The organism is Streptomyces sp. NPDC006798 (assembly GCF_040635975.1).
GTDB lineage: Bacteria > Actinomycetota > Actinomycetes > Streptomycetales > Streptomycetaceae > Streptomyces.
Window position 1 is genome coordinate 1 of the sequence record NZ_JBEYIS010000062.1, and the last position, 24,796, is coordinate 24,796.

The 24,796-nt window shown below is 73.1% G+C and carries 21 protein-coding genes; 3 read left to right on the forward strand and 18 right to left on the reverse strand.

From position 1 onward, the window contains the following. Positions 1-129 precede the first annotated feature (129 nt). From der to ABZ714_RS30010, 4 genes are all read right to left on the reverse strand, one after another. On the reverse strand, positions 130-1,578 hold the full coding sequence (der, locus tag ABZ714_RS29995; RefSeq protein ID WP_358828502.1) for a ribosome biogenesis GTPase Der: 1,449 nt from the start codon (positions 1,576-1,578) through the stop codon (positions 130-132). Positions 1,579-1,643: 65 nt separating this feature from the next. Further along, entirely contained in the window at positions 1,644-2,237 is a 594-nt protein-coding gene (locus ABZ714_RS30000) for a lysophospholipid acyltransferase family protein (protein ID WP_358828528.1), read from the reverse strand. Positions 2,238-2,290: 53 nt separating this feature from the next. Beyond that, on the reverse strand, positions 2,291-2,980 hold the full coding sequence (cmk, locus tag ABZ714_RS30005; protein WP_358828503.1) for a (d)CMP kinase: 690 nt from the start codon (positions 2,978-2,980) through the stop codon (positions 2,291-2,293). Positions 2,981-3,197: 217 nt separating this feature from the next. Continuing rightward, positions 3,198-4,283 carry a prephenate dehydrogenase gene (locus ABZ714_RS30010; protein ID WP_358828504.1) on the reverse strand — a complete coding sequence of 362 codons (1,086 nt, stop codon included), beginning with the start codon at positions 4,281-4,283 and terminating at the stop codon, positions 3,198-3,200. A gap of 589 nt (positions 4,284-4,872) precedes the next feature. Between ABZ714_RS30010 and ABZ714_RS30015 the strand changes: the two genes are divergently transcribed. Together ABZ714_RS30015 and ABZ714_RS30020 are read left to right on the forward strand one after the other, a co-directional pair. Beyond that, positions 4,873-5,352: a Rieske (2Fe-2S) protein gene (locus ABZ714_RS30015; RefSeq protein ID WP_358828505.1), complete on the forward strand. Its 480-nt coding sequence runs from the start codon at positions 4,873-4,875 to the stop codon at positions 5,350-5,352. Positions 5,353-5,401: 49 nt separating this feature from the next. Then, on the forward strand, positions 5,402-6,139 hold the full coding sequence (locus tag ABZ714_RS30020; RefSeq protein ID WP_358828506.1) for a nucleotidyltransferase domain-containing protein: 738 nt from the start codon (positions 5,402-5,404) through the stop codon (positions 6,137-6,139). Here ABZ714_RS30020 and ABZ714_RS30025 read toward each other — a convergent pair. From ABZ714_RS30025 to ABZ714_RS30090, 14 genes are all read right to left on the reverse strand, one after another. Continuing rightward, positions 6,086-6,781, reverse strand: a complete 696-nt coding sequence (locus ABZ714_RS30025; RefSeq protein WP_358828529.1) for a nucleotidyltransferase domain-containing protein — start codon at positions 6,779-6,781, stop codon at positions 6,086-6,088. The two genes, ABZ714_RS30020 and ABZ714_RS30025, sit on opposite strands and share 54 nt — an antisense overlap. Positions 6,782-6,958: 177 nt before the next feature. After that, on the reverse strand, positions 6,959-8,017 hold the full coding sequence (locus ABZ714_RS30030; protein ID WP_358828507.1) for an ADP-ribosylglycohydrolase family protein: 1,059 nt from the start codon (positions 8,015-8,017) through the stop codon (positions 6,959-6,961). Beyond that, entirely contained in the window at positions 8,014-8,763 is a 750-nt protein-coding gene (locus ABZ714_RS30035) for an NUDIX domain-containing protein (RefSeq protein WP_358828508.1), read from the reverse strand. The genes ABZ714_RS30030 and ABZ714_RS30035 overlap by 4 nt, the downstream gene beginning before the upstream one ends. Next, positions 8,763-9,893 carry an AAA family ATPase gene (locus ABZ714_RS30040; RefSeq protein WP_358828509.1) on the reverse strand — a complete coding sequence of 377 codons (1,131 nt, stop codon included), beginning with the start codon at positions 9,891-9,893 and terminating at the stop codon, positions 8,763-8,765. Before ABZ714_RS30040 ends, ABZ714_RS30035 begins: the two co-directional genes overlap by 1 nt. Next, the gene (gene pnuC / locus ABZ714_RS30045) at positions 9,890-10,549 is read right to left on the reverse strand and encodes a nicotinamide riboside transporter PnuC (RefSeq protein ID WP_358828510.1); all 660 of its coding nucleotides are present in this window, start codon (positions 10,547-10,549) and stop codon (positions 9,890-9,892) included. The genes ABZ714_RS30040 and pnuC overlap by 4 nt, the downstream gene beginning before the upstream one ends. Positions 10,550-10,673: 124 nt before the next feature. Continuing rightward, positions 10,674-11,780 (reverse strand): pseudouridine synthase, encoded by a 1,107-nt coding sequence (locus ABZ714_RS30050; protein WP_358828511.1) that lies wholly within the window; start codon positions 11,778-11,780, stop codon positions 10,674-10,676. After that, positions 11,780-12,472: an SMC-Scp complex subunit ScpB gene (gene scpB, locus ABZ714_RS30055; protein WP_358828512.1), complete on the reverse strand. Its 693-nt coding sequence runs from the start codon at positions 12,470-12,472 to the stop codon at positions 11,780-11,782. The genes ABZ714_RS30050 and scpB overlap by 1 nt, the downstream gene beginning before the upstream one ends. Beyond that, positions 12,469-13,800, reverse strand: a complete 1,332-nt coding sequence (locus ABZ714_RS30060; protein ID WP_358828513.1) for a segregation/condensation protein A — start codon at positions 13,798-13,800, stop codon at positions 12,469-12,471. Before ABZ714_RS30060 ends, scpB begins: the two co-directional genes overlap by 4 nt. Positions 13,801-13,847: 47 nt before the next feature. Then, on the reverse strand, positions 13,848-14,438 hold the full coding sequence (locus tag ABZ714_RS30065; protein ID WP_358828514.1) for a hypothetical protein: 591 nt from the start codon (positions 14,436-14,438) through the stop codon (positions 13,848-13,850). Then, entirely contained in the window at positions 14,423-15,466 is a 1,044-nt protein-coding gene (locus tag ABZ714_RS30070; protein WP_358828515.1) for a ParA family protein, read from the reverse strand. The genes ABZ714_RS30065 and ABZ714_RS30070 overlap by 16 nt, the downstream gene beginning before the upstream one ends. 478 nt (positions 15,467-15,944) lie before the next feature. Beyond that, on the reverse strand, positions 15,945-17,060 hold the full coding sequence (gene ald, locus ABZ714_RS30075; protein WP_358828530.1) for an alanine dehydrogenase: 1,116 nt from the start codon (positions 17,058-17,060) through the stop codon (positions 15,945-15,947). Between the two features lie 203 nt (positions 17,061-17,263). Then, on the reverse strand, positions 17,264-19,453 hold the full coding sequence (locus ABZ714_RS30080; RefSeq protein ID WP_358828531.1) for a tetratricopeptide repeat protein: 2,190 nt from the start codon (positions 19,451-19,453) through the stop codon (positions 17,264-17,266). Between the two features lie 506 nt (positions 19,454-19,959). After that, on the reverse strand, positions 19,960-20,622 hold the full coding sequence (locus ABZ714_RS30085; protein WP_358828516.1) for an NUDIX hydrolase: 663 nt from the start codon (positions 20,620-20,622) through the stop codon (positions 19,960-19,962). 92 nt (positions 20,623-20,714) lie between these two features. Continuing rightward, complete coding sequence (locus ABZ714_RS30090) at positions 20,715-22,364, reverse strand: CTP synthase (RefSeq protein WP_358828532.1); 1,650 nt, start codon at positions 22,362-22,364, stop codon at positions 20,715-20,717. 620 nt (positions 22,365-22,984) lie between these two features. Here ABZ714_RS30090 and ABZ714_RS30095 point away from each other — a divergent pair. Beyond that, positions 22,985-24,793 (forward strand): glycoside hydrolase family 15 protein, encoded by a 1,809-nt coding sequence (locus tag ABZ714_RS30095; protein ID WP_358828533.1) that lies wholly within the window; start codon positions 22,985-22,987, stop codon positions 24,791-24,793. The last annotated feature ends 3 nt before the right edge of the window (positions 24,794-24,796 follow it).

Sequence of the window (24,796 nt, forward strand, 5' to 3'; positions counted from 1 at the left end):
GCCCCCGCCACCGCTCGACGGGCCGCCGCCCCAAGGGAGTTGCTCCTTTGTGCCGAGCCGCCGCTTTTCCCGAGCCGGGGGCTATCACTCGCGCCGTCCGGCGGACCGGCGGGGGCGTCGCGACGGGTGTTACTTCTTCTTGCCGCGCTTCTCGCGGACCCGGACCGAGATGTGCAGCGGGGTTCCCTCGAAGCCGAACTCCTCGCGCAGCCTGCGCTCCACGAAGCGGCGGTAGCCGTGCTCCAGGAAGCCGGAGGCGAAGAGGACGAACCTGGGCGGCTTGGTGCCCGCCTGGGTGCCGAAGAGGATCCTGGGCTGCTTGCCGCCCCGGATGGGGTGCGGATGGGCGGAGACGATCTCGCCGAGGAAGGCGTTGAGCCGTCCGGTGGGGACCCGGGTCTCCCAGCCGGCCAGGGCGGTCTCGATCGCCGGGACCAGCTTCTCCATGTGGCGGCCGGTACGGGCGGAGACATTGACCCGGGGCGCCCAGGCGATCTGGGCCAGCTCGGTCTCGATCTCCCGCTCCAGGTAGTAGCGGCGCTCCTCGTCGAGGGTGTCCCACTTGTTGTACGCGATCACCAGCGCCCGGCCCGCTTCCACGGCCATGGTGATGATCCGCTGGTCCTGGACGCTGATGGAGTCACTGGCGTCGATCAGGATCACCGCGACCTCCGCCTTCTCCACGGCGGCGGCGGTGCGCAGGGAGGCGTAGTAGTCCGCGCCCTCCTGGAGGTGGACCCGGCGGCGGATACCGGCGGTGTCGACGAACTTCCAGGTCACACCGCCCAGCTCGATCAGCTCGTCGACCGGGTCGCGGGTGGTGCCCGCCAGCTCGTTGACGACCACCCGCTCCTCGCCCGCGACCTTGTTCAGCAGGGACGACTTGCCGACGTTGGGGCGGCCGATCAGGGCGATCCTGCGGGGGCCGCCGACGGCGGTGCCGAAGGTCTGGGCCGGGGCGTCGGGCAGCGCCTCCAGGACGGCGTCGAGCATGTCGCCGGTGCCCCGGCCGTGGAGCGCGGAGACGGGGTGCGGTTCGCCGAGGCCGAGCGACCACAGGGCGGTGGCGTCCGCCTCGGCGCTGGGGCCGTCGACCTTGTTGGCGCAGAGCACCACGGGCTTCCCGGCCCGGCGCAGCAGCTTGACGACGGCCTCGTCGGTGTCGGTGGGGCCGACGGTGGCGTCGACCACGAAGACGACGGCGTCGGCGGCCTCGATGGCGTACTCGGCCTGGGCGGCGACGGAGGCGTCGATCCCGAGGACGTCCTGCTCCCAGCCGCCGGTGTCGACGAGCTTGAAGCGGCGGCCCGCCCATTCGGCTTCGTAGGTGACCCGGTCGCGGGTGACGCCGGGCCGGTCCTCGACGACGGCCTCGCGGCGGCCGATGATCCGGTTCACCAGGGTCGACTTGCCGACATTGGGGCGGCCGACGACGGCGAGGACGGGCAGCGGGCCGTGACCGGCCTCGTCGATGGCCTCCTCGACCTCGTCCGCGTCGAAGCCCTCCACCGCGGCGAGCTCCATGAACTCCGCGTACTCGGCGTCGCCGAGTGCTCCGTGGTCGTGCTGGTCGTTCATGAAGTCCGTTCCTCGTATGTCGACCGGACCGGCTCCCGGGGTCGGGGGGTCCGTATGGTCAAGTCTTACCCGGGGCGCCCGGTGAGGCGCCTGGCGTTTTCCAGATGGGCGGTCAGCCGGTCCTGGATCCGTACCGTGGCCTGGTCCAGCGCCGTACGGGTCCGGCGGCCCGAGCCGTCGCCCGCGTCGAAGGCGTCGCCGAAGACCACGTCCACCCGGCCGCGCAGCGGCGGTACGGCGCCGACCAGACGGCTGCGGCGTTCGGTGCTGCCGAGGACGGCCACCGGGACGACGGGGGCGCCGGTCCGGACCGCGAAGTACGCCAGTCCGGCGCGGAGCGACGCGAAGTCGCCCTCGCCCCTGGTGCCCTCGGGGAAGATCCCGAGGACGTCGCCGCGCTCCAGGATCCCGAGCGCGTTGGTCACCGCCGAGCGGTCGGTGCCCGACCGGTCGACCTTCAGCTGGCCGATGCCCAGCAGGAAGGGGTCGAGCGGGCCGACGAACGCCTCCTTCTTGATCAGGAAGTGCACGGGCCGGGGCGCGGTGCCCATCAGCATGGGGCCGTCGAGGGCGTGCGAGTGGTTGACGGCGAGGATCACGGGGCCGGCGGACGGGACCCGCCAGGCGCCGAGCACCCTGGGCTTCCACAGGCCGTACATCAGCCCGATGCCGATGTACCGGCCGACGGCCGCGCCCTGCGCGGAGGGCTGGGTCACCGGGCCGCCGTCCGGCGCTCCTCGACCAGGCCGATCACCCGGTCGACGACCTGCTGGAGGGTCAGTTCGGTGGTGTCGACCTCGACCGCGTCGTCCGCCTTGGCCAGCGGGGACGTCGCCCGGCCGGAGTCGGCCGCGTCCCGGCGGACCAGGGCCTGCCGGGTCGCCTCCACGTCGGAGCCCTTGATCTCGGCGGAGCGGCGGGCGGCGCGGGCCTCAGGGGAGGCGGTGAGGAAGATCTTGAGATGGGCGTCGGGGAGGACGGTGGTGCCGATGTCCCGGCCCTCGACGACGATTCCGCGGGCCGCCCCGGCGGCGATGGCGCGCTGGAGCCCGGTGATCCGCGTCCGTACCTCCGGTACCGCGCTCACGGCGCTGACCTGCGCGGATACCTCGTGGCTCCGGACGGCGGCGGCGACATCGGCGCCGTCGACGGTGATCGTCGGGGCGGCGGGGTCGGTCCCGGAGACGATCAGGGCCTTGTCGGCCGCCGCGGCGATCGCGGCGGGGTCGGCGGTGTCCACACCGTTGGAGATCATCCACCAGGTGATCGCCCGGTACTGCGCGCCGGTGTCGAGGTAGCTCAGGCCCAGGGCGGCGGCGACCGCCTTGCTGGTGCTCGACTTTCCGGTGCCGGCGGGGCCGTCGATGGCAACGATCACGGCGGATTCCACGGTGTGCGACACCTTTCCTTCGGATTTCTGCGGAGCGGAGGGGGCGGCCGGCCCGGCCGTACCGGGGGATTCCGGTGGTCGCGGACGCCACGGGCCCCGGACAAGGTTACCGACTGCCGAAGCCTGCCCGTGAACCGCGCGCCCCGCCCGGCGGCCGGGCCGGGGCCGTACCGGGTCCGGTCCGGGTCCGGTCCGGGTTTGGTCCGGGTCCGGTCCGGCCGCACCGGGGCTACTGGCGGATGGACCAGCCCCGCTCCCGCAGCGCCGCCGAGAGCACGGCCGCGGCGGCGGGCTCCACCATCAGCTGCACCAGACCCGCCTGCTGTCCGGTGGCGTGCTCGATCCGGACGTCCTCGATGTTCACCCCGGCCCGGCCCGCGTCGGCGAAGATCCGGGCCAGTTCGCCGGGGCTGTCGCTGATCAGTACGGCGACGACCTCGTACGCCGCCGGAGCCGCGCCGTGCTTGCCCGGGACCCGGGCACGCCCGGCGTTCCCGCGCCGCAGTACGTCCTCGATACCGCTGACGCCGTCGGCCCGCGCGGCGGCGTCGGCGGACTCCAGCGACCGGAGCGCCCGGACGGTCTCGTCGAGGTCGGCGGCGACCCCGGCCAGGACCTCGGCGACCGGGCCGGGGTTGGCGGAGAGGATGTCGACCCACATCCGGGGGTCGGAAGCGGCGATCCGGGTGACGTCGCGGATGCCCTGCCCGCAGAGGCGTACGGCGGTCTCGTCGGCCTCCCGGAGCCGGGCGGCGACCATCGAGGAGATCAGCTGCGGGGTGTGGGAGACCAGGGCGACGGCCCGGTCGTGGGCGTCGGCGTCCATCACGACGGGGACCGCACGGCAGAGGGCGACGAGTTCGAGGGCGAGGTTGAGGACCTCGGTATCGGTCGCCGGGGTGGGCGTGAGCACCCAGGGGCGGCCCTCGAAGAGATCGGCGCTGGCGGCCAGCGGTCCCGAGCGCTCCTTGCCCGCCATCGGATGCGTACCGATGTAGGCGGAGAGGTCGGCGCCGAGGGCCTCCAGCTCCCGGCGGGGGCCGCCCTTGACGCTGGCGACGTCGAGATAGCCGCGGGCCAGGCCGCTCTTCATCGCCTCGGCGAGCGCCCCGGCCACCCCGGCGGGGGGCACGGCGACGATCGCCAGGTCGACGGGCCCCTCGGGGGGCGTCCCGGTACCGGCGCCGAGTGCGGCGGCGGTACGGACCCGTTCGGCGTCGGGGTCGACGAGATGGACGCCGATCCCCCGGCCGGTGAGGGCGAGGGCGGCGGAGGTGCCGATCAGTCCGGTTCCGATGACGGCGGCGGTTCTCACTGGGCGATGTCCTTGCGCGGGGCGGCAGGCGGCACGGAAGTGCGAGGCAGGTCCGGAGAACGAACGGCGCCGGACCGGTCACGACCGGTCCGGGCGTACTCCGGACAACCAGCCTAGGCCGTGTCGTCGAAATGGCGCCGTCCGCCCGGAGGGCGGGGCCCGCGGCGTCCGGTGCGTACGGTCCGCGACGGCGGCGGGGTCCCCCGTACCGGGCGTACTCGGGAACTCCGACAACGCAGAGGCGCCCCGCGTGCCCGAAGGGCTGCGGAGGAGAGCACATGCCGGACGCCGCGGGCCGGGCCGTGGATCCCCCGGCGGAGCCCGGGCGTGGGATTCCCGGCACGGGCGTACGCGGACGGTGCCACGACACCGGGGAGCGCCCCCGTGCTTCGAGGGCCGCCGGGGCGGGTGCGCGTGTCGGGTGCGGCGGGTGGCCGGGGGTTCCCGGGACTCCCTGGTCAGCCGGGCGGGCCGGATAGCGGCCCGGGCGACCGGGTTCGTGCGGCACGTGCCGGGTTGCCGGGGCGGCGGCGGGTGCGGTGGCACAATGCACGCCGACCGGGTAGCGCACGACCGAGGGAGTACGGCGATGGACGCAGCGCGGCGGACGGTGCTGGCGGCGGGGGCGGCGGCGACGGCCGCCCTGGCCACCGGCTGTACGGACGGCGGAGGCGACGGCGGGGGCACGGCCGAGCCGGGGGCGACCCCGCCGCCCGGTACCCCGGTGGACGCCGCTTCCCCCGGCGCGACGGCCCCCGGTGCCTCGCCGACCGTGTCGATGGGCCGGGAGCTGACGAAGCGCTCCGCCGTCCCGGTCGGCGGCGGAACGGTCTTCAAGGCCGAGAAGGTGGTGGTGGTCCAGCCGACGGCCGGACAGTTCAAGGCCTTCTCGGCGGTCTGTCCGCATCAGGGCTGTCTGGTGGACCGGGTCGCGGACGGCACCATCGACTGCCCGTGCCACGACAGCCGGTTCCGGATCGCGGACGGCTCGGTCGAGAAGGGCCCTTCGACGCGTCCGCTGCCGCCCGCGGCGATCACGGTCACCGGGGACGCGGTACTGCTGGCCTGACCGCCGGGCCGGTCGGGGCAGGTCAAGTCCGCGGATTAGCCTGATCCGCATGTACGACGGCGCACCGGCACCCGAAGACCTCGTCCGCGACCACACGGTCTACTCCTGCGTCATGGGGTCGCGGGCCTTCGGGCTCGCGACCGAGGAGAGCGATACCGACCGGCGGGGTGTCTTTCTCGCGCCCACCCCGCTGTTCTGGCGGTTCGAGAAACCGCCGACCCATGTGGACGGGCCGCTGCCCGAGCAGTTCTCCTGGGAGCTGGAGCGTTTCTGCGTACTGGGGCTGCGGGCCAATCCCAGCATCCTGGAGGTACTGCACTCCCCGCTGGTGGAGCGGATCGACGACACCGGCCGGGAGCTGCTGGCGCTGCGCGGCGCCTTCCTCTCCCGGGACGTCCACCGCACCTTCGTCCGCTATGCCGCCGGCCAGCACAAGAGGATCAGGGCGGATCTGCGGACCGGGCGCGAGCCGCGCTGGAAGCCGCTGTCGCATCTGCTGCGGCTCCTGCTGACCTGCCGTGATCTGCTGCGGACGGGTGAGCTGGTGCTCGATGTCGGCGCCGAGCGGGAGGCGCTGCTCGCGGTCCGGCGCGGGGAGACGGAGCTGAGCCGGGTCGAGTCCTGGGCGGACCGGCTGGTCGCGGAGGCGGACGCCGCCCTGCCCGGCTCGCCGCTGCCCGACGAGCCGGACCGGGCCCGGGTGACGGACTTCCTGGTCCGGACCCGCCGGATGTCAGCGCTCCAGCCGGACCCGTACGACGAGATCGCCCAGGGCGTCGCGGACTGAGGGGTGCTCCGGCAGTTCCGTGTCCCGCTGGGCGGAGTCCAGGACCGCGTGCAGGGCGGCGAAGTCACCGGCGGCGGACTCCGGGACGAGCCCGGTGCCCGTACCGTGCTCGGCCTCGGCCTTGGCGGTGATCAGCTCGGGCAGGTACGAGGGCGCCGTGACCTCCTCCAGCAACTCCGGCAGGGATGCCAGTACCCGGCCGCTCCGCATCAGATGGACGCCGGTGAGCAGCGCGCGGAAGGTGTACAGCAGCGGCTTCAGCTCGCCGGTCTTCTCGTAGAGCCGCCACTGGGTGTTGGCGAACCCCCGGTAGTGGTGGGCGTGGTGGCGGGTGACGACCCCGGGCGTGAGGGCGGTGAGTTCGGCATGGGTGCCGGTGGTGTGGACGACCAGCGGTGAGAGCAGTTGTTCGAGTACGTAGCCGTTGGGGCGGAGCATCAGACCGACGAACTTCCGCAGGTCATGGGTGACCAGGTCGGTCTCGACCCCGGCCCGGTCCCAGATCCGGCTACGGGTCTCGTCGGGGGCGCCGAGGCCGATCAGCTCCGCCACCGGCAGCAGATGCGCCCCGCGCAGGTCCACGTCCGAGTCGCGGGACGGGAAGCCGTAGAGATGGGCGCCGGAGACGGTGGCGAAGATCAGCGGATCGGGCTGGTCCGCGACGACGGAGCCGAGGTCGAGGGCGCCGAGGCCGAAGGTATCGAGGTCGCCGGGGCCGACAGGGGTGACGGCGGCGGGGGTGACGGGGTTCACGGGGCTCGCGGGGTTCACCGGGTGAGGATGACACCCGGTGCCCCGGGGCGGGGCACCGGGGGCGGGTCAGGCGTCCCAGAGGGCTCCCAGGGTCATCAGGTCGCTGCGGTGTTCGACGTCGTCGGCCCAGCGGCCCGGCCAGGCGGCGCCGCCGAGATGGGCTCCGGCGAAGGCGCCCGCGAGGGCCGCGATCGAGTCGGAGTCGCCCCGGGTGCAGGCGGCCCGGCGCAGGACGGTGAGGGGTTCCCCCGGGAAGAGCAGAAAGCACTGGAGGGCGGTGGTGAGGGCCTCTTCGGCGATCCAGCCGTCGCCGGTGGTCAGGCACGGGTCGCACTCGGGGTCGGCGGTGGGGAGGGCCTCGGCGAGCCGCCGCAGGGCTTCCTGGCACTCGTCCCAGCCGCGGGCGATGTACGCCTGGGGGGTGGGGTCACCGGCCCGGGTCCACAGGTCGCCGAGCCAGCGGTCGTGGTAGCGGGACCGGTTGTCGTAGGCGTACGAGCGGAGCAGTCCGACCAGGCCCATGGGTTCGGCGCCGCGGGCGAGGAGGTGGACGGCGTGGGCGGTGAGGTCGGCGGCGGCGAGGGCGGTGGGGTGGGCGTGGGTGAGGGCGGCCTGGAGCTGGGCGGCGCCCGCGCGCTGCCCGGCGCTGAGTCCGGGGACCAGGCCGACGGGCGCGACCCTCATATTGGCCCCGCAGCCCTTGGAGCCGACGACTCCGGCCCGCTGCCAGGGCAGCCGGGGGTCGTCGAGGCGGCGGCAGGCGTCGAGGCAGGTGGTGCCGGGGGCGCGGTTGTTCTCCGGGGAGTGGTACCAGGCGGTGAACTCGGCCCGCAGCGGCGGGGCGAACCGGGCCTCGTCCAACGGGCCCCGGTCCATGGCGGTGCGCAGGGCCCGGCCGACGGCGAGGGTCATCTGGGTGTCGTCGGTGATGTACGCGGGGCGCGGCAGCCGCATCTCCCGCCAGGGGCCGCACTTGGCGAGGATCCGCGGTACGTCGTCGAACTCGGTCGGGAAGCCGAGGGCGTCCCCGAGGGCGAGTCCGATCAGGGACCCGGTGGCCGCCCGCTTGTCGGCGGTCCCGAGGGGTTTGGTCGTTCCGCTGGTGGTGCTGCCGGTCACGGTCATGGCTGGCGTCCTTCCGGGCGCAGGAGGGGTGGGTGCAGGGTCGCGGCGGTGCCGGCCCGGTAGAGGGCGGCGGGTTTGCCCCGGCCGCCGGTGCGGCGCGGGGGGCCCTCGACCGGTTCGACGAAGCCGGGGGTGGCGAGGACCTTGCGCCGGAAGTTGGGCCGGTCGAGGGGGACGCCCCAGACGGTCTCGTAGATCTGCTGCAACTCGCCGAGGGTGAACTCGGGCGGGCAGAAGCCGGTGGCGAGGCCGGTGTATTCGAGCTTGGCGCAGATCCGGTCGTAGGCGTCGGCCACGATCCGGTCGTGGTCGAAGGCGAGGCCCCGGGCGTCGGAGCGGTCGGTCCAGCGGGCGTTGGCGGCGTCGCCGCCGCCGCGCGGTTCGGGCAGATCGGGCAGGAGTGCGGCGTACGCGACGGAGACCACCCGCATCCTGGGGTCGCGGTCCGGCTCGCTGTAGGTGCGGAGCTGTTCGAGGTGGAGGTCGTGGACGGTGTCGGCGGAGAGCCCGGTCTCCTCGGCCAGCTCCCGCCGGGCGGCCCGCCCGGCGGACTCCTCGGGCCGTACGAAGCCGCCGGGCAGGGCCCACGCGCCCCGGTAGGGCGCTTCTCCCCGCTCGACGAGCAGGACGTTGAGCCGCCCGTCGCGCACGGTGAAGACGGCGAGGTCGACGGTGACCCCGAAGGGCGGGAAGGCGCGCGGGTCGTAACCCGGAACGCTCTCGTCCCGGCCGGTGGCGGATGGCATCAGCGGCGCTCCGTGAGGTCGGGGACGGTGGTGGGCGCGTGGCCGCCGGGGACGACCAGCGGTGCGGCGAAGTCCCAGCCCTCGCCGAGCAGTTCGTCGACGGCGGCGACGGCGGTGGCGAGCCGCCGGTCCCGGGGCCCGGTGACGCGTACCGTACGCCGCCCGGTACGGGCCAGTTCGGCGGCGAACCGGCCGGTCATCCAGGGGCGCAGTTCCTCGCCGTCGCGGAGTCCGTCGTCCTCGAACGGGACGTCCGTGTGATCGGTGAGCAGCCACAGACACTGGCGCCGGGTGCGGTCGGCGATCTCCTGGACGGCGGGGCTCGGCGTGCCGAGGTAGCGCTCGTGCCAGACGGTGGTGGCGAAGGCGTCGGTGTCGCAGAAGAGGACGGGTGAGCTGAGCCGGGCGGCCTCCGTCTCCCGTTCGGCCTGCCGCCGGGCGATCACCGGGAACTCCTCGGAGCCGAAGGCGACGTCGGACCAGCCGGCGCCGGGCCGCTCCCGGCGCAGCCGGGCCAGTTTCCGCTCGCTGTACTCCCGCCCGTACTCGGGGACCCAGCGGGTCCGGCCCCAGACGCCGCCGCGGGCCCGGTAGTGGTCGGCGAGATCGCGGGCGAGGGTCGTGGTGCCGGTGGACTCGGCGCCCAGGACGACGATCCGGCGGGTGAGCGCGGCCCGGACCGGGGGCCGCAGGAAGTCCCAGTGGGCCGCCGGGTCGGCGCGGACGGCCGTCCCGGAGACCGGGAAGAGGCTGCGGGCCGGGTCGACGCAGACCGCGTCGGCGCCGAATCTGCGGCCGAGTTCGGCGCCGTACGACTCCGAGGTGAAGACCGCGTCGACGGGTTCGGGCACGGCGGCCCGGAAGACCGCCATATGGGCGTCCCAGATCGCCGGGTCGCGGACGTCCATGGGGATGTCGTCGACGGTGCCGACGACCCGGATCGCGGGGTCCTGGTGGACCTCCCGCAGCCAGGCCACCCGGTCGGCGAGCGGTACGGACTCGACCGTGGCGGCACAGACCAGGACGGTCAGCAGATCGCAGCGGTCGGCGGCGGTCGAGACGAGATGGTGGTGCCCGGCGTGCGGTGGATAGAACTTGCCGAGGACCAGTCCGTGCCGGTAGCGCCTCATGCGGTCACCTCCGCGGGTCGCGGCCGGGGCGGCGTGGTGAGCGCGCGCGACCAGTTCCGCAGCCCCGAAAGACAGAGCAGCAGGAATCCCGCGTAGAGCACCGAGGTCAGATAGAGGTCCTTGTGCGCGTAGAGCGGGATGTAGACCACGTCGGCGGCGATCCACAGCCACCAGGACTCCAGCCGCTTCCGGCACTGCCCGTAGGTCGCCATCAGCGACAGGGACGTGGTGAGCGCGTCCCAGAAGGGGACGGTGGAGTCGGTGGCGCGGTCGAGGAGCAGCGTGATCAGGATCGTCCCCGCCGCGCCCGCCGCGAGCAGCAGGGCCCATTCGGTCCGGCCGGTGCGGCGTACCTCCAGGGGGCCTTTCGTTCCTGGTCCACCCCCGTGGGTCCAGGACCACCAGCCGTAGGCGGCGAGGGTGATGAAGACGATCTGGAGGCCGGCGTCGGCGTAGAGCCCGGCCTGGGTGAAGAGGAGGACGAAGAAGAGGTTGTTGGCGATGCCGACGGGCCAGTTGGCGAGGTGCTGCCGGGTGACCAGCCAGACGCAGAGCGCGCCGCTGCCGAAGCCGAGGACCTCGGTCCAGCTGACCGGGGTGCCGAGCAGGGTGAACAGCGGCCGCTGCAGGGTCTCCATGACGTCCGCGAGTGCCACACCCACCCCCTTTCCTTAATAGTCATCTTGACTATAAACGGCCCGGGTGCGACGGCACAAGGGAAAAGAGGAGGGCCCGCGGCGCGAGTGCGCCGCGGGCCCTCCTCCCGAAGGGGTGCCGGTCCTACAGACCGACCTCGTTCATCAGCATCCCGACCTCGGTATTGGTCAGCCTGCGCAGCCAGCCCGACTTCTGGTCGCCGAGCCCGATCGGCCCGAAGGACGTCCGGACCAGCTTGTCCACCGGGAAGCCCGCCTCGGCGAGCATCCGGCGCACGATGTGCTTGCGGCCCTCGTGCAGGGTGACCTCGACCAGGTAGTTCTTCCCGGTGTTCTCCACCACGCGGAAGTGGTCGGCCTTGGCGTAGCCGTCCTCCAGCCGGATCCCGTCCTTCAGCCGCTTGCCGAGGTCGCGCGGGAGCGGACCCTGGATCGCGGCCAGATAGGTCTTCTTGACGCCGTAGCGGGGGTGGGTGAGCCGGTGAGCCAGCTCACCGTGGTTGGTGAGCAGGATGATGCCCTCGGTCTCGGTGTCAAGCCGGCCGACGTGGAACAGCCGGGTCTCCCGGTTGGTGACGTAGTCGCCGAGGCACTGACGGCCGTCGGGGTCCTCCATGGTGGAGACGACACCGGCGGGCTTGTTCAGGGCGAAGAAGAGGTACGTCTGGGTGGCCACGGTCAGCCCGTCGACCTTGATCTCGTCCTTCTGCGGGTCCACCCGCAGCCCCTGCTCGGTGACGATCCGGCCGTTGACCTCGACCCTGGCCTGGTCGATCAGCTCCTCGCAGGCCCGCCGCGAGCCCATTCCGGCCCGGGCCAGCACCTTCTGCAACCGCTCGCCCTCCTGCTCGGCGCCGGGGAAGGTCTTGGGCGTCTTGATCTCCGGCTTGTTCGCGTACCGCTCGCGGTTGCGCTCCTCGGCCCGGGCGTCGTACTCACGGGAGCGGGCGGGCTCCGTACGGCTGCCGCGGCCCGTGGGGGGCTTCACGGACTGGCGCGGGCCGCCCTTGGCCCCGCCGCGCGCCGCGCCGCCGCGGCCCTTCCTGGCGTCGCCACCGGCCCCGGCGCCCGTACCGGAACCGCCGACGTCGTAGCGGCGCTCCTCGGGACGGGGCTTGCCGGGCTTGCCCGCGCGCTTCTGCCTGTCGTCGCGGTTGTTGCCCGCGCCGCGGGGGTTGCCGCGCCCGCCGCTGTTACCGCCGCTGTTCCTGCCGCTGCCGCTGCTTCGCATCACGTTTCCGTCGTCTTGTCTTCATCGTCCGGTACAGAGTCTGTATCCGGTTCCGGAGCGTCCGGGTCGAACGACGGCACGCCCTCCTGCGTCTCGGCCTCGATCGCCGCCGCCTCGGGGAGGAAGGGCGCCAGCTCCGGCAGCTCGTCCAGGCCGCGCAGGCCCATCCGCTCCAGGAAGTAGTTCGTCGTCCTGTACAGGATCGCACCTGTTTCGGGTTCCGCGCCCGCCTCCTCGACCAGCCCCCGCTGGAGCAGGGTGCGCATCACACCGTCGCAGTTCACCCCGCGCACCGCGGAGACCCGGGACCGGCCGACCGGCTGGCGGTACGCGACCACCGCCAGGGTCTCCAGGGCCGCCTGGGTCAGCCGGGCCTGCTGGCCGTCGAGGACGAAGCTCTCCACGGCCGGGGCGTACTCGGCCCGGGTGAAGAACCGCCAGCCGCCCGCGACGGCCCGCAGCTCGAAGCCCCGGCCCTGGGCGGTGTACTCGTCGGCCAGTTCCCGCAGCGCGTCGGCGACGGCCCGGCGGGGCCGCTCCAGCACCTTCGCCAGATGCTCCTCGGTGGCCGGTTCGTCGACCACCATCAGCACCGCCTCCAGGGCGGGCTTCAGCGGCAGGGCCGCCGCGGCCCCGGCCGGATGGGGGGTCCGGGGGGCACCTGGGTCCCGGACCGCTTCGCCGATGTTCATGCCGTGGCCTCCGTCCTCTTCCTCTTCCCCTCCCGGCCCGCCGCCCGGTCCTCGGGGACCTCGGGCGGGCGGTCGAACTCGTCGGTGACCCCGGCCGCCGCGTCGCCGCCGGTCCAGAGCACCAGCAGTTCCCCGAGGGCCTCCTCCTGCTCCAGGGCGACCGCCCGGTCGCGGTACAGCTCCAGCAGGGCGAGGAAGCGGGCGACGACGGTCAGGGTGTCCTCGGTGTCCGAGGTCAGCTCCCGGAAGCTGGCCCGGCCGCGGTCCCGCAGCAGCGCCACCACGATCTCGCCCTGCTCGCGCACGCTGACCAGGGGCGCGTGGATGTGGTCCACGTACACCTCGGGCTTCGGCCGGGGGCGGGTCGCCTTCACGGCGAGCCGGGCGAAGCCCTCGGCGCCGATCCGGATCACCACATCGGGCAGCAGCTCGGCGTGGTGGTCCTCCAGGCCCACGGTCCGGGGGTAGCGGCGGCCCTCGGCGGCCAGCCGGTCGCTGAAGATCTCCGCGATCCGCTTGTACGCCCGGTACTGGAGCAGCCGGGCGAAGAGCAGGTCCCGGGCCTCCAGCAGGGCGAGATCCGCCTCGTCCTCCACTTCGGCGGCGGGCAGCAGCCGGGCGGCCTTCAGATCCAGCAGGGTCGCGGCGACGACCAGGAACTCCGTCGTCTGGTCGAGGTCCCAGTCGTCGCCCATGCCCCGGATATGGGCCATGAACTCGTCGGTGACCTTCGACAGCGCGACCTCGGTCACATCGAGCTTGTGCTTGGCGATCAGCTGGAGCAGCAGATCGAAGGGGCCCTCGAAGTTCGCCAGTCGTACGGTGAACCGCCCGTCGGCCTCCGGCGCGGCCGGGGGGTCGGCATCCGGGTCCGCCGGTTCCGCCGGTTCCGCCGGGGTGTCCGGTACGGCCCCGTCGACCGCGCCGCCGGAATCGCCGGGGGCCGGCGGGCCGCCGGGGTCGGGACCGGGGCGCCCGGCCTTCTCGGCCGCCGGAGGTACGGCGGGTTCCCGCCCGGCCTCCGCAGCGGACGGCGGCCCGGCCTCCGGAGCGCCGGGCGTCCAGGGACGTACACCGGACCCGTCCGGTGGCGGCGGTACGCCGTCGGGCACCCGGCCCTCCGGGACGGCACCCGGTGCCGGATCGTCCCGGACGTCCGGTCCGGTGGCATCCGGGCCGGTCGCGTCCTCCGAGCCCTCCGGGGCTGCCGTGGCTGCCGTGGCTGCCGTGGCTGCCGTGGCTTCATCGTCCGCGGGCCGCGCCGGAGACGGGGGCACGGCCGGACCCCGGCCCAGCGGGCGGCGGGACGGACGGAGCGGCGGAGGCATGGGCGGTCCAGAAGTACGGGGGTGGGGCGGGCAGCGCGAGGCTACCCTCAGCGGCCCCGCAGACGGCGGACGAGAATGCTCGCGTCGCCGCGCTGTTCGAGGTCGGCGAGGACCACCGCGACCGCCTCGCGGACGATCCGGCCCCGGTCCACGGCCAGCCCGTGCTCCCCGCGCAGCACCAGCCGCGCGTGCTCCAGGTCCATCAGTTCCTCGGCCGAGACATAGACCGTGATCTTCTCGTCGTGGCGCTCGCGCCCGCTCGGCCGGCGGTTCGCGGCCCGGCCGCGGCGACGCGGCGCCGCCGTACCGCCGCCGACGGCCCCGGCGGCCTCCTGGGCGGCCTGGGAGCGCCGGGCCCGCCCCGACACCCCGGGAACCGGAGTATCGGGCTCCTCGGCCCGGCCGCGGCCCTCGGCGGCCGTGTTCTGATCGTGCCGATCGTGCTGGTCGGCGTCCGCCGTCGTGTGCTCCTGCGGCGGCGACAGCGCGGCCGCGTCCAGCGGATCGCTCTCCCCGGCCGGGGCGGGCACCCTCGGCTCGCCGTTGGCCGCGCGCCGCGGCGACGACGGCTGGAGCGCCGTGCCACCGGTGGTACGGAACAGTTCGTCGGCTCCGGGCAGACTCACTCGGCGTGACACCGGGCGAGCACCTCCCTGGCCAGCTGGCGGTACGCGGCGGCGCCGACCGAGTTCGACGCGTAGGTGGTGATGGGCTCACCGGCGACCGTGGTCTCCGGGAAGCGCACGGTCCGCCCGATCACGGTGTGGTACACGTGGTCGTCGAACGCCTCGACCACCCGGGCCAGCACCTCACGGCTGTGGACGGTCCGCGAGTCGTACATCGTGGCGAGGATGCCGTCCAGCTCCAGTTCGGGGTTGAGCCGCTCCTGGACCTTCTCGATGGTCTCGGTGAGCAGCGCCACCCCGCGCAGCGCGAAGAACTCGCACTCCAGCGGGACGATCACCTTGTGCGCCGCGGTGAGCGCGTTGACGGTGAGCAGACCGAGCGACGGCTGACAGTCGATCACGATGTAGTCGTAGTCGGACATCAGCGGCTTCAGCGCCCGCTGGAGCGTGGACTCCCGGGCGACCTCGCTCACCAACTGCACCTCCGCCGCCGAGAGGTCGATATTGCTCGGCAGCAGATCCATATTGGGTACGGCGGTCTTCAGCAGTACCTCGTCGGCCGACATGCCCCGCTCCATGAGCAGGTTGTAGACCGTCAGGTCCAGCTCCATCGGGTTGACGCCGAGGCCGACCGAGAGGGCGCCCTGCGGGTCGAAGTCGACGAGCAGCACGCGCCGTCCGTACTCCGCGAGCGCGGCGCCCAGGTTGATGGTCGACGTGGTCTTGCCGACGCCGCCCTTCTGGTTGCACATCGCGATGATCTTCGCGGGGCCGTGCTCGGTCAGCGGGCCCGGGATCGGGAAGTACGGCAGCGGGCGGCCGGTGGGGCCGATCCGCTCACGGCGCTGGCGCGCCGCGTCGGGCGCGAGGGTGGCCGCGTACTCCGGATCGGGCTCGTATTCGGCGTCGGGGTCGTAGAAGTGCCCCTCGGGGAGTTCCTCGTAGGCGGCGAAGTGCGTGGACTCTCGGCCACTCTTGTCGCCTGCCGTGGCGTTCACGTGTAGGCCGTCCGTCATCGTCATCGTGTGGGCTGTCGTCATGTGCGTCCGGACGCCTCCGGGAGAAATTGTCGACTCATTCATAAGTCGCCTTACCCCCTCGGCCGCGATCTGGCTTCATCTGGCTTTATCGATAGGTCAGCGTGGCATCATGCCGACGGTTGGCGACTCTATGGCGTGTCACCGCTCCGCAGCAACACAATCCACCGGACCCGGCCCGATGTGTCGGCAACGGAACACCCCGGTGTCAAGAGCGCACGGCCACGGGAGTGTGATCCTCCCCACTGGCCCCGCCGGAACGGGTCCGGCGGCGCGAAGTGTTCGCACCGGGCCGGACGAACCGCCGCCCGCGAGAACGCCCCCGGCCGGACCTCGCGGGGCAAGGTCCGGCCGGGGGCGTGGAGTTGACGTCGCACCGGTCGGCTCGGGCGGACCGGGCGAACCGGCGTTCGGCGGGCCCGCCGGGGCCCGGGAACCGGGGCCGCCGGAGGCACGGGGAGTGCCGCGACGGCACGGCGGATCAGCCGATCAGCGCGCCCGGTTCGGTGTGCGGCAGTCCGTGGGCCTCGGCGACGGGGCCGTAGACGACCCGGCCGTCATGGGTGTTGAGGCCGAGGGCCAGGGCGGGGTCGCGGCGGAGCGCCTCGGCCCAGCCGCGGTTGGCCAGTTCGACGATGTAGGGCAGCGTCGCGTTGGTGAGCGCGTAGGTGGAGGTGTGCGGCACCGCGCCCGGCATGTTGGCGACGCAGTAGAAGACGGAGTCGTGGACCGCGAAGGTCGGCTCCGCGTGAGTGGTCGGACGGGAGTCCTCGAAGCAGCCGCCCTGGTCGATGGCGATGTCGACAAGGACACTTCCGGGCTTCATCTTGGCGACCAGCTCGTTGGTGACCAGCTTCGGGGCCTTGGCACCCGGGATCAGTACGGCGCCGATCACCAGGTCGGCCGCGACGACGGCCTTCTCCAGCTCGTAGGAGTTGGAGACGACGGTCTGCACCCGGGTGCCGAAGATCTTGTCGGCCTCGCGCAGCTTGTTGATGTCGCGGTCGAGCAGGGTGACGTGGAAGCCCATGCCGACGGCGATCTGGGTGGCGTTCCAGCCGGAGACACCGCCGCCGATGACGACGGCGCGGCCCGCGTGGGTGCCGGGGACGCCGCCCGGGAGCACGCCGCGGCCACCGGCGGAGCGCATCAGGTGGTACGCGCCGACCTGCGGGGCCAGCCGCCCGGCGACCTCGGACATCGGGGCGAGCAGCGGCAGCTGGCGGCCCGCGGTCTCGACGGTCTCGTAGGCGATCGCGGTGGTGCCGGACTCCAGCAGCGCGTCGGTGCACTCGCGGGAGGCGGCGAGGTGGAGGTAGGTGAAGAGGGTCTGGTCCTTGCGGAGCCGGTGGTACTCCTCCGCGATCGGCTCCTTGACCTTGAGCAGCAGATCGGCCGTGGCCCAGACCTCGTCGGCGGTCGGCAGGATCACGGCCCCGGCGGCGGCGAACTCGGTGTCGGTGATGGAGGAGCCGAGACCGGCACCGGCCTCGATGAACACCTGATGACCGTGGCGCGCCAGCTCGTGCACACCGGCGGGGGTGATCGCCACCCGGAACTCGTTGTTCTTGACCTCGCGGGGGATGCCGACCTTCACGTCGATCACGGTCCTTGGCTCAGGGGATAAGGAGGGTATTTCCAGATGAACCCGTACACACAAGGGCGCAGGGGTACACACCGCGAGATAACGCGATGGAGCCAGTATTAATGAAGGATTTCCCGCTGTCTAGCCTTGCAAACCTTTATTCTCATCTGAGGCCACTACGGATTTCGTAGGCTGACCGGCGAAACTGCCTTCGTTCACACACCGTGACCGATGGCACCCCGTGCCACTCCGGCCCCCTCCGTACCGGTACCCCCGCCGCCCGGGGCGCGGCGCCCGGAACCCCGGGCCCGCCGCTCCCCCGCCGGGTCTGCGGACCCCTCGGCCGGGGCGTCCGCGGCCGAAGGACCGGGCTCCGGTCCCGCCCCGCGCGCGCCTTCCGGCGCCGTCCCTCCCCCGGCCCCGTCCCCGTCGACGGTCTCCAGCAGCCGTTCGGCCCCGGAGCGCTGGAGCCGGGCCGACGCCGGGTCGCCCAGCCGGTCGAGGGTGTCGGCCAGCCGGAGCCGGAGTGCCGCCTGGAGCCGTACGTCCCCCGCCTGTCTGGCCCACTCCACCGCCTCCCGGCAGGTCCGCAGGGACTCCTCGGGCCGGCCCGCGTACTCCTGCACCCTGGCCGCCTCGCTCAACGCCCTGGCCTGCGACGGCAGATCCCCGGTCCGCCGGTATCCGGCGACCGCGGCCCGCCAGCAGCGCAGCGCCTCCCCGTACCGCCCGGCATAGGTGTGCGCGGTGCCGAGCCGCCCGTAGAGCCGGGCCTCGTCGGCCCGCTCCCCCCGGGTCTGCCGCTGGGCCAGGGCCCGGCCGTACCAGTCGGCGGCCCGCTGCCAGTCGCCCAGCTCCTGCCAGGCGCCGCCGACGGATTCCATCGCCCGGCAGACCGCGTACGGGTCACCGGCCCGGCGCCCGGCGTCCAGCGCCGCCCGGTAACGGGCCAGCGCGTCGTCGTTCCGGCCGGTGCGGGCGTCGAGGTCGCCCAGGTTCAGCAGGGCGGCGGCGGCCTCCCGGGGCAGCTCACGGCGCTCGGCGACATCGAGGACCAGCTGATGCAGGGGATAGAGGTCCCCGGCGGCGGCGTCGGTGCCCCGGTGCGCGGCCAGCGCCCTGACCAGGGCCGCGACCAGCCGTCTCGCCAGGGTGTCCAGCTCCCCGTCCTCGACCGCCATCCGGGCGGCGGCCAGCAGCCCGGGGCGGCGCAGCTCCAGCCACGCGGCGGCGGCCGGGGCGTCGGGGAAGCGCAGCGGCCGGGGCAGCGACTCGACCGCGGTCCTGGCGGGCGACCCCTCGGGTTCGGTGGCGGCCCGGCACGACTGGAGCTGGCGGACCGCGCGCTCCAGAGTCCTGGCCCGGGCCAGTTGCACCTCACCGGGCTTGTCGTGGGTCTCGCTCAGGGCCCGCATCAACGGGACCAGCACCCCCGGCACCCCGTACAGCGGACCCTCGCGGTGCAGTACGCCGAGCGCCACGAAGCCCTCCAGGGCCCGGTGCGCCTCGTCGGGCGAGCAGCCGCCGACGGCGGACGCGATCTGGGCGTCCACGATCCCGGCGGGTGCCAGCGCGAGCAGCCGCAGCAGCCGGGCGGCGGCGGTCGGCAGGGAGTCGTGCACCAGGCGGAACGCCCGGGAGACGGGCCGCGCGGCCTGGGGCACCTCGTCGTCCTCGGGCAGCGCCCGCAGTTGCCGGGTGGCGTCGGCCACCGACACCTGGGGCCGGGCCGCGAGCCAGCCGCCGACCATGACCATGGCCGCGGGCTGGCCCGCGCACTCCTCGGCGACGGATTCCGCGGCCTGCGGGTCGACGGTGATCCGTACGGAGCCGGTGTAGGTGGTCAGCAGCTCGATGGCGGCCTTCGGGTCGAGCCCGGCGACGGTGCACGGGCGTACCCCGGGGATCCCGGTCAGCGGTCCGGAGCCGACCACGACCAGCAGACAGTCCGGGTCGTCGGGGAGCAGCGCGTCGACCTGTTCGGCGTCGGCCGCGTCGTCGAGCAGCAGCAGGATCCCGCGCCCGGCCAGGCTCTCCCGGACCAGTTGCGACAACTCGTCCTCGCCCGCGCCCGGCGGGGCCGCGACGCCCAGGGTGCCGAGCAGTTCCCGGGCGGTCTCGTCGGTGGGTACGGCCCGGCCGCCGGGTTCGGTGAGCCCGGCCCGCAGCACTCCGCCGGGGTAGCGGCCGGCCAGCCGGGAGACCAGCCGCCGGGCCAGCGCGCTCCGGCCGGAGCCGGGCCGTCCGGCGATCAGCAGGACGCGGGCCCGGGGTGCCTTGCGGCCCGCGATGGTGTCGAGTCCGGCCCGTTCGACATCGGCCAGCAGGGAGGCCAGCTCCCGCTGCCGGCCGAAGAACGGCCCCGGGGATCCGAAGGACGCACCGGTTCGACCGACCGCGTCCACCGCCTGATCCGTCGCCTGATCCGTCACGGGCCACGCTCCCGTTCAGTCCGTGCACTCTCGCCGAGCCCGGCGGGAATCCGCACGGGCGTTCCGAGCGTAGTTCACTCTCTGCGACGAATCGGTGTCCGCAGCCCCGGTACTTCACCTGATCGGATCAGTGGGATCAGAAGATCATCTGACTGGATGACCAATGACTCCGGTGGTGGATCCCTCCGGCGGGGGAACGTGACGGCCGGACGGCGGCGGGGCCCCGGCGGCGGACGGCCGCCGCCGGGGGCGGGGCCCGCGGTGTCCGGTATGCGCCATCGCGACGGCGGTGGGTTCCGGGCGAGGCCGGGGGCGGATTCCGCCGTACGGGACGTACGGGGGAATCCCGCTACGACGCCGGGGACACCGGGCGCGTCTCCCGGGCCCGAAGGGCCACGGCGGAGAGTGCGCGGGCCGGGCCGGGGCCGGGCGGGACCTCGCGGACGCGCCCCGGGACCCCGGCGGCGGACCGGCCGGGCTCAGGCGTCGAAGGGCCTGGCGGGCCAGGGGGCCCCGGCCGGGCGGAGCGCGTCGAAACCGTCGCCCGCACGGGCCGCGATCGCCGACGTCACCCCCACCACCAGGCAGTTGTTGTGCAGCTCCCCGGCGAGTACGCCACGGGCCAGCTCGGTCAGCGGTACCCGGGCCAGCTCCATGTCCGCCTCCTCCTCGGAGACGTCGAACCGCTCGCCCTCGACCGGTGACAGATCGCGGGCGAGGAAGATCCGTACGGCCTCGTCGCAGCCGCCGGGCGTGGTGTACACATCCGTGAGCACCCGCCAGTCCTCGGCCTTGACGTGCGCCTCCTCGTACAGCTCGCGCTCCGCGGCGTGCAGCGGGTTCTCCCCGGGCACGTCCAGCAGCCCGGCCGGGATCTCCCACAGCCGCTGCCGTACGGGGTGCCGGTACTGGCGCACCAGCACGACCCGGTCCTCGTCGTCGAGGGCGAGGACCGCCACCGACCCGGGATGGACCTGGTAGTCCCGGCGGGCCACCGAGCCGTCGGGCATCACCACGTCATCGGTGCGGACGCTGGTCTTGTTGCCCCGGAACGGGGTGGTGGTCGCGGTGACCCGCCACTCCTCCGGTGTGTCCACGACGGCTCCGGCCTCAGCCGCCGCCCCGGTCGTCTCGTTCGCCATCCCGGCCCTCCCGCACAGTAGATCGGGGTACGGGCCGCCTGTGGGCCCGTACCCCGGATTACCGTAGCGCCCTGATCACCGGGCGCCCGACGTCAGGCGCCGGACTTCCGCTCCACGGCGGCCTTCACCAGACCGGCGAAGAGGGGGTGCGGGCGGGTCGGCCGGGACCGCAGCTCCGGGTGGGCCTGGGTGGCGACCAGGTACGGGTGCACCTCGCGCGGGTACTCCACGTACTCGACCAGCTTGTTGTCCGGGCTGGTGCCCGAGAAGACGATGCCCGCCTTCCGCTCCAGCTCCGCGCGGTAGGCGTTGTTCACCTCGTAGCGGTGCCGGTGGCGCTCCTCGACGTACGGCTGGTCGTCGTAGACCTCGCGCACGATCGAACCCTCGGCCAGCTTGGCCGGGTAGAGACCGAGCCGCATGGTGCCGCCGAGGTCGCCCGCGCCCTCGACGTAGGCCAGCTGCTCCTCCATGGTGGAGATCACCGGGTGGGCGGTGGCGGCGTCGAACTCGGTGGAGTTCGCCTCGGCGATCCCGGCGAGATTGCGGGCCGCCTCGATCACGATGCACTGGAGGCCCAGGCAGAGCCCCAGCAGCGGTACCCGGTTCTCCCGGGCGTACCGGATCGCGCCGACCTTGCCGCTGACACCGCGGTCGCCGAAGCCGCCGGGGATGCAGATCGCGTCCACGTCCTCCAGCTGCTTCTTCGCCCCGGCCTCGGTCTTGCAGTCGTCGGAGGTGACCCACTTGACCTTGACCCGGGCCCGGTTCGCGAAGCCGCCGGCCCGCAGCGCCTCGGTCACCGACAGATAGGCGTCGGGGAGGTCGATGTACTTGCCGACGAGCGCGACGGTGACCTCGTGGTCGGGGTTGTGGACCCGGTCCAGCAGGTCCTCCCAGACGGTCCAGTCGACATCGCGGAACGGCAGGTCGAGCTTGCGCACCACATAGGCGTCCAGGCCCTCGGTGTGCAGCACCTTCGGAATGTCGTAGATCGACTTGGCGTCGATGGCGGCGACCACGGCGGCCTCGTCGACATCGCACATCAGGGAGATCTTCCGCTTGATCGCGGTCGGCACCTCCCGGTCGGCGCGGAGCACGATCGCGTCCGGCTGGATGCCGATATTGCGCAGCGCGGCCACCGAGTGCTGGGTCGGCTTGGTCTTCAGCTCGCCCGACGGGCCGATGTACGGCAGCAGGGAGATATGGACGACGAAGACGTTGTCCCGGCCGACCTCGTGCCGCACCTGGCGGACGGTCTCCAGGAACGGCAGCGACTCGATGTCGCCGACCGTGCCGCCGACCTCGGTGATCACCACATCGACGTCATCGGTCGCCATCCGGCGGATCCGGCTCTTGATCTCATTGGTGATGTGCGGGATGACCTGCACGGTGTCGCCCAGGTACTCGCCGCGCCGCTCCTTGGCGATCACCTGCGAGTAGACCTGGCCGGTGGTGACATTGGCCGAGCCGTCGAGGTCGACGTCGAGGAAGCGCTCGTAGTGGCCGATGTCCAGGTCGGTCTCGGCGCCGTCGTTGGTGACGAACACCTCGCCGTGCTGGAACGGGTTCATCGTGCCGGGGTCGACGTTCAGATAGGGGTCGAGCTTCTGCATCGTCACCCGCAGCCCGCGGGCCTTGAGCAGCGCACCCAGGCTGGAGGCCGTCAGGCCCTTTCCGAGGGAGGAGGCGACGCCCCCGGTGACGAAGATGTGCTTGGTCGTCATGGTGTTGGGCGGCATCGCCAAGAGGGGCTCCCGTGGTCGCGAGGTGAGGTGCGTACCGGCGTCCCCGGCGAAGACCCGGAGTGGGTCGGGGGGATGCCGTAGCTGCGGTTCCGGGGCTGCTGTTCGGCACAGGCGGGCCACCGTCCACGGGGTACCAGGGTATCAGCGACAGGGGGAGACCGCTTCCGCCCACACCCGACGATCCCTCCGGTGCGCCCCCGCTCCCTCCGTGCGCCACTCCATGTCACCACCCCCCGGAACGCTTGGTTCCGCGCGCTGCCCGCCCCCTCTCCGTACCCCCTGCCCACCCCTGCCGCGCCCCCTGAGATTCGGCTTACATCCGGCTTACACCCGCTCCCACCAGCAGTTCACCCATGGCTCACTCGTTCGGATCACGCACGTTGCCGAGACCGCCACGCGGATGCCCGTACCGCGTCGTATCCTGCTCGGACACTCGCTCTGCTGAGCGATGCCGAGGGGCGCGCTAAGCGCATCAGAGCAGGGTGGTGATGGACGGCGGACGGGACGGTTCGGAACCGCGTTCCCGCACGTCAACCCGGACCCCGTGCTCGCGACGGAAGCGGCCCCGACCACAGCAAGCGCCCTACGGGGCGGACGTGGCCGTTCGACTGGAGATGCACGTGGCCGGGCGCATCGAGGATTACGCACTCATCGGAGACATGCAGACCGCGGCGCTGGTCTGCCGGGACGGCACAGCCGACTGGCTGTGCCTGCCGCGCTTCGACTCGCATGCCGTCTTCGCGGGACTGCTCGGCACCGAGGAGCACGGCTTCTGGAGACTGGGACCCGCCCATCCCGACGAAGCCGAGCCCCCCGCCGCCGACCGCCGCCGTTACCGGGGCGACTCCCTCATCCTGGAATCCGAGTGGGACACCCCGCGCGGCACCGTCCGGGTGACGGACTTCATGCCGCCGCGCGACGGCGCGCCCCAGCTGATCAGGATCGTGGAGGGCGTCAGCGGACGGGTGCCGATGCGCTCCGCCCTGCGGATGCGGTTCTCCTACGGACGGATCGTGCCGTGGGTCCACAAGGTCGACGGCCGTACGGTCGCCGTCGCCGGACCCGACTCGGTGTGGTTCGACTCCCCCGCCGACACCTACGGCAAGGACCTGACCACCTACTCCGACTTCACCGTCGCCCCCGGTGAGCGGATCGCCTTCACCATCTCCTGGCAGCCCTCCCACCACCGGTCGCCCGCCCTCCCCGAGCCCGAGGCGTCCCTGGAGGCCACCGAGGAGTTCTGGCGCGAGTGGGTGGAGCAGTGTACGTACCACGGCCCCTACCGGGAGGCCGTGATCCGCTCCCTGATCACCCTCAAGGCCCTCACCTACGCCCCCACCGGCGGCATCGTCGCCGCCCCCACCACCTCACTCCCCGAGGAGATCGGCGGCGTACGGAACTGGGACTACCGCTACACCTGGCTCCGCGACGCCGCGATCACCCTCTCGTCGCTGCTGCGCACCGGCTACCGCGAAGAGGCCCGCGCCTGGCGCGAGTGGCTGCTGCGGGCCGTCGCGGGCGACCCCGAGAACCTCCAGATCATGTACGGCATCGCGGGCGAGCGGGAGCTGGGCGAGGCGGAGCTGGACTGGCTGCCGGGGTACGAGAACTCCACCCCCGTACGCGTCGGCAACGGCGCCGCCCACCAGCTCCAGCTCGACGTCTACGGCGAGGTCACCGAGGCCCTCCATCTGGCCCATATGACCGGCCTGGCCCGGAACGACTACGCGTCGCTGCTCCAGCTCAAGCTGATCCAGTACCTGGAGAAGCACTGGATGGAGCCCGACGAGGGCATCTGGGAGGTCCGCGGCCCCCGCCGCCACTTCGTCCACTCCAAGGTGATGGCCTGGGTCGCCGTCGACCGGACCATCAAGCTCATCGAGGCCGGGGACGTCGACGGACCGCTGGAGCGCTGGCGGCAGCTCCGCGACGACATGCACCGCGACGTCTGCGAGAAGGGCTACGACCGGGAGCGGAACACCTTCACCCAGTCGTACGGCTCCAAGGAACTGGACGCGTCCCTCCTCCTCATCCCCCAGATGGGCTTTCTGCCGCCCGACGACAAGCGCGTCATCGGCACCATCGAGGCGATCCAGCGCGAGCTGTCCACCGAGGACGGCTTCATCCTGCGCTACCCCACCGCCGGTGACGACGCCGGGGTCGACGGCCTGGAGGGCGACGAGGGCGCGTTCCTCGCCTGCTCGTTCTGGCTCGCCGACGACCTGGCGATGATCGGCCGGGTCGACGAGGCCCGCAAGCTCTTCGAGAAGCTGCTCGCGCTCCGCAACGACCTCGGGCTGCTCGCCGAGGAGTGGGACTCGAAGAACGGCCGTCAGGTGGGGAACTTCCCGCAGGCGTTCAGCCACGTCCCGCTGATCGACACGGCGCTCCGGCTCACCGCGTCCGGCGCCTACGGCGGATAGGAA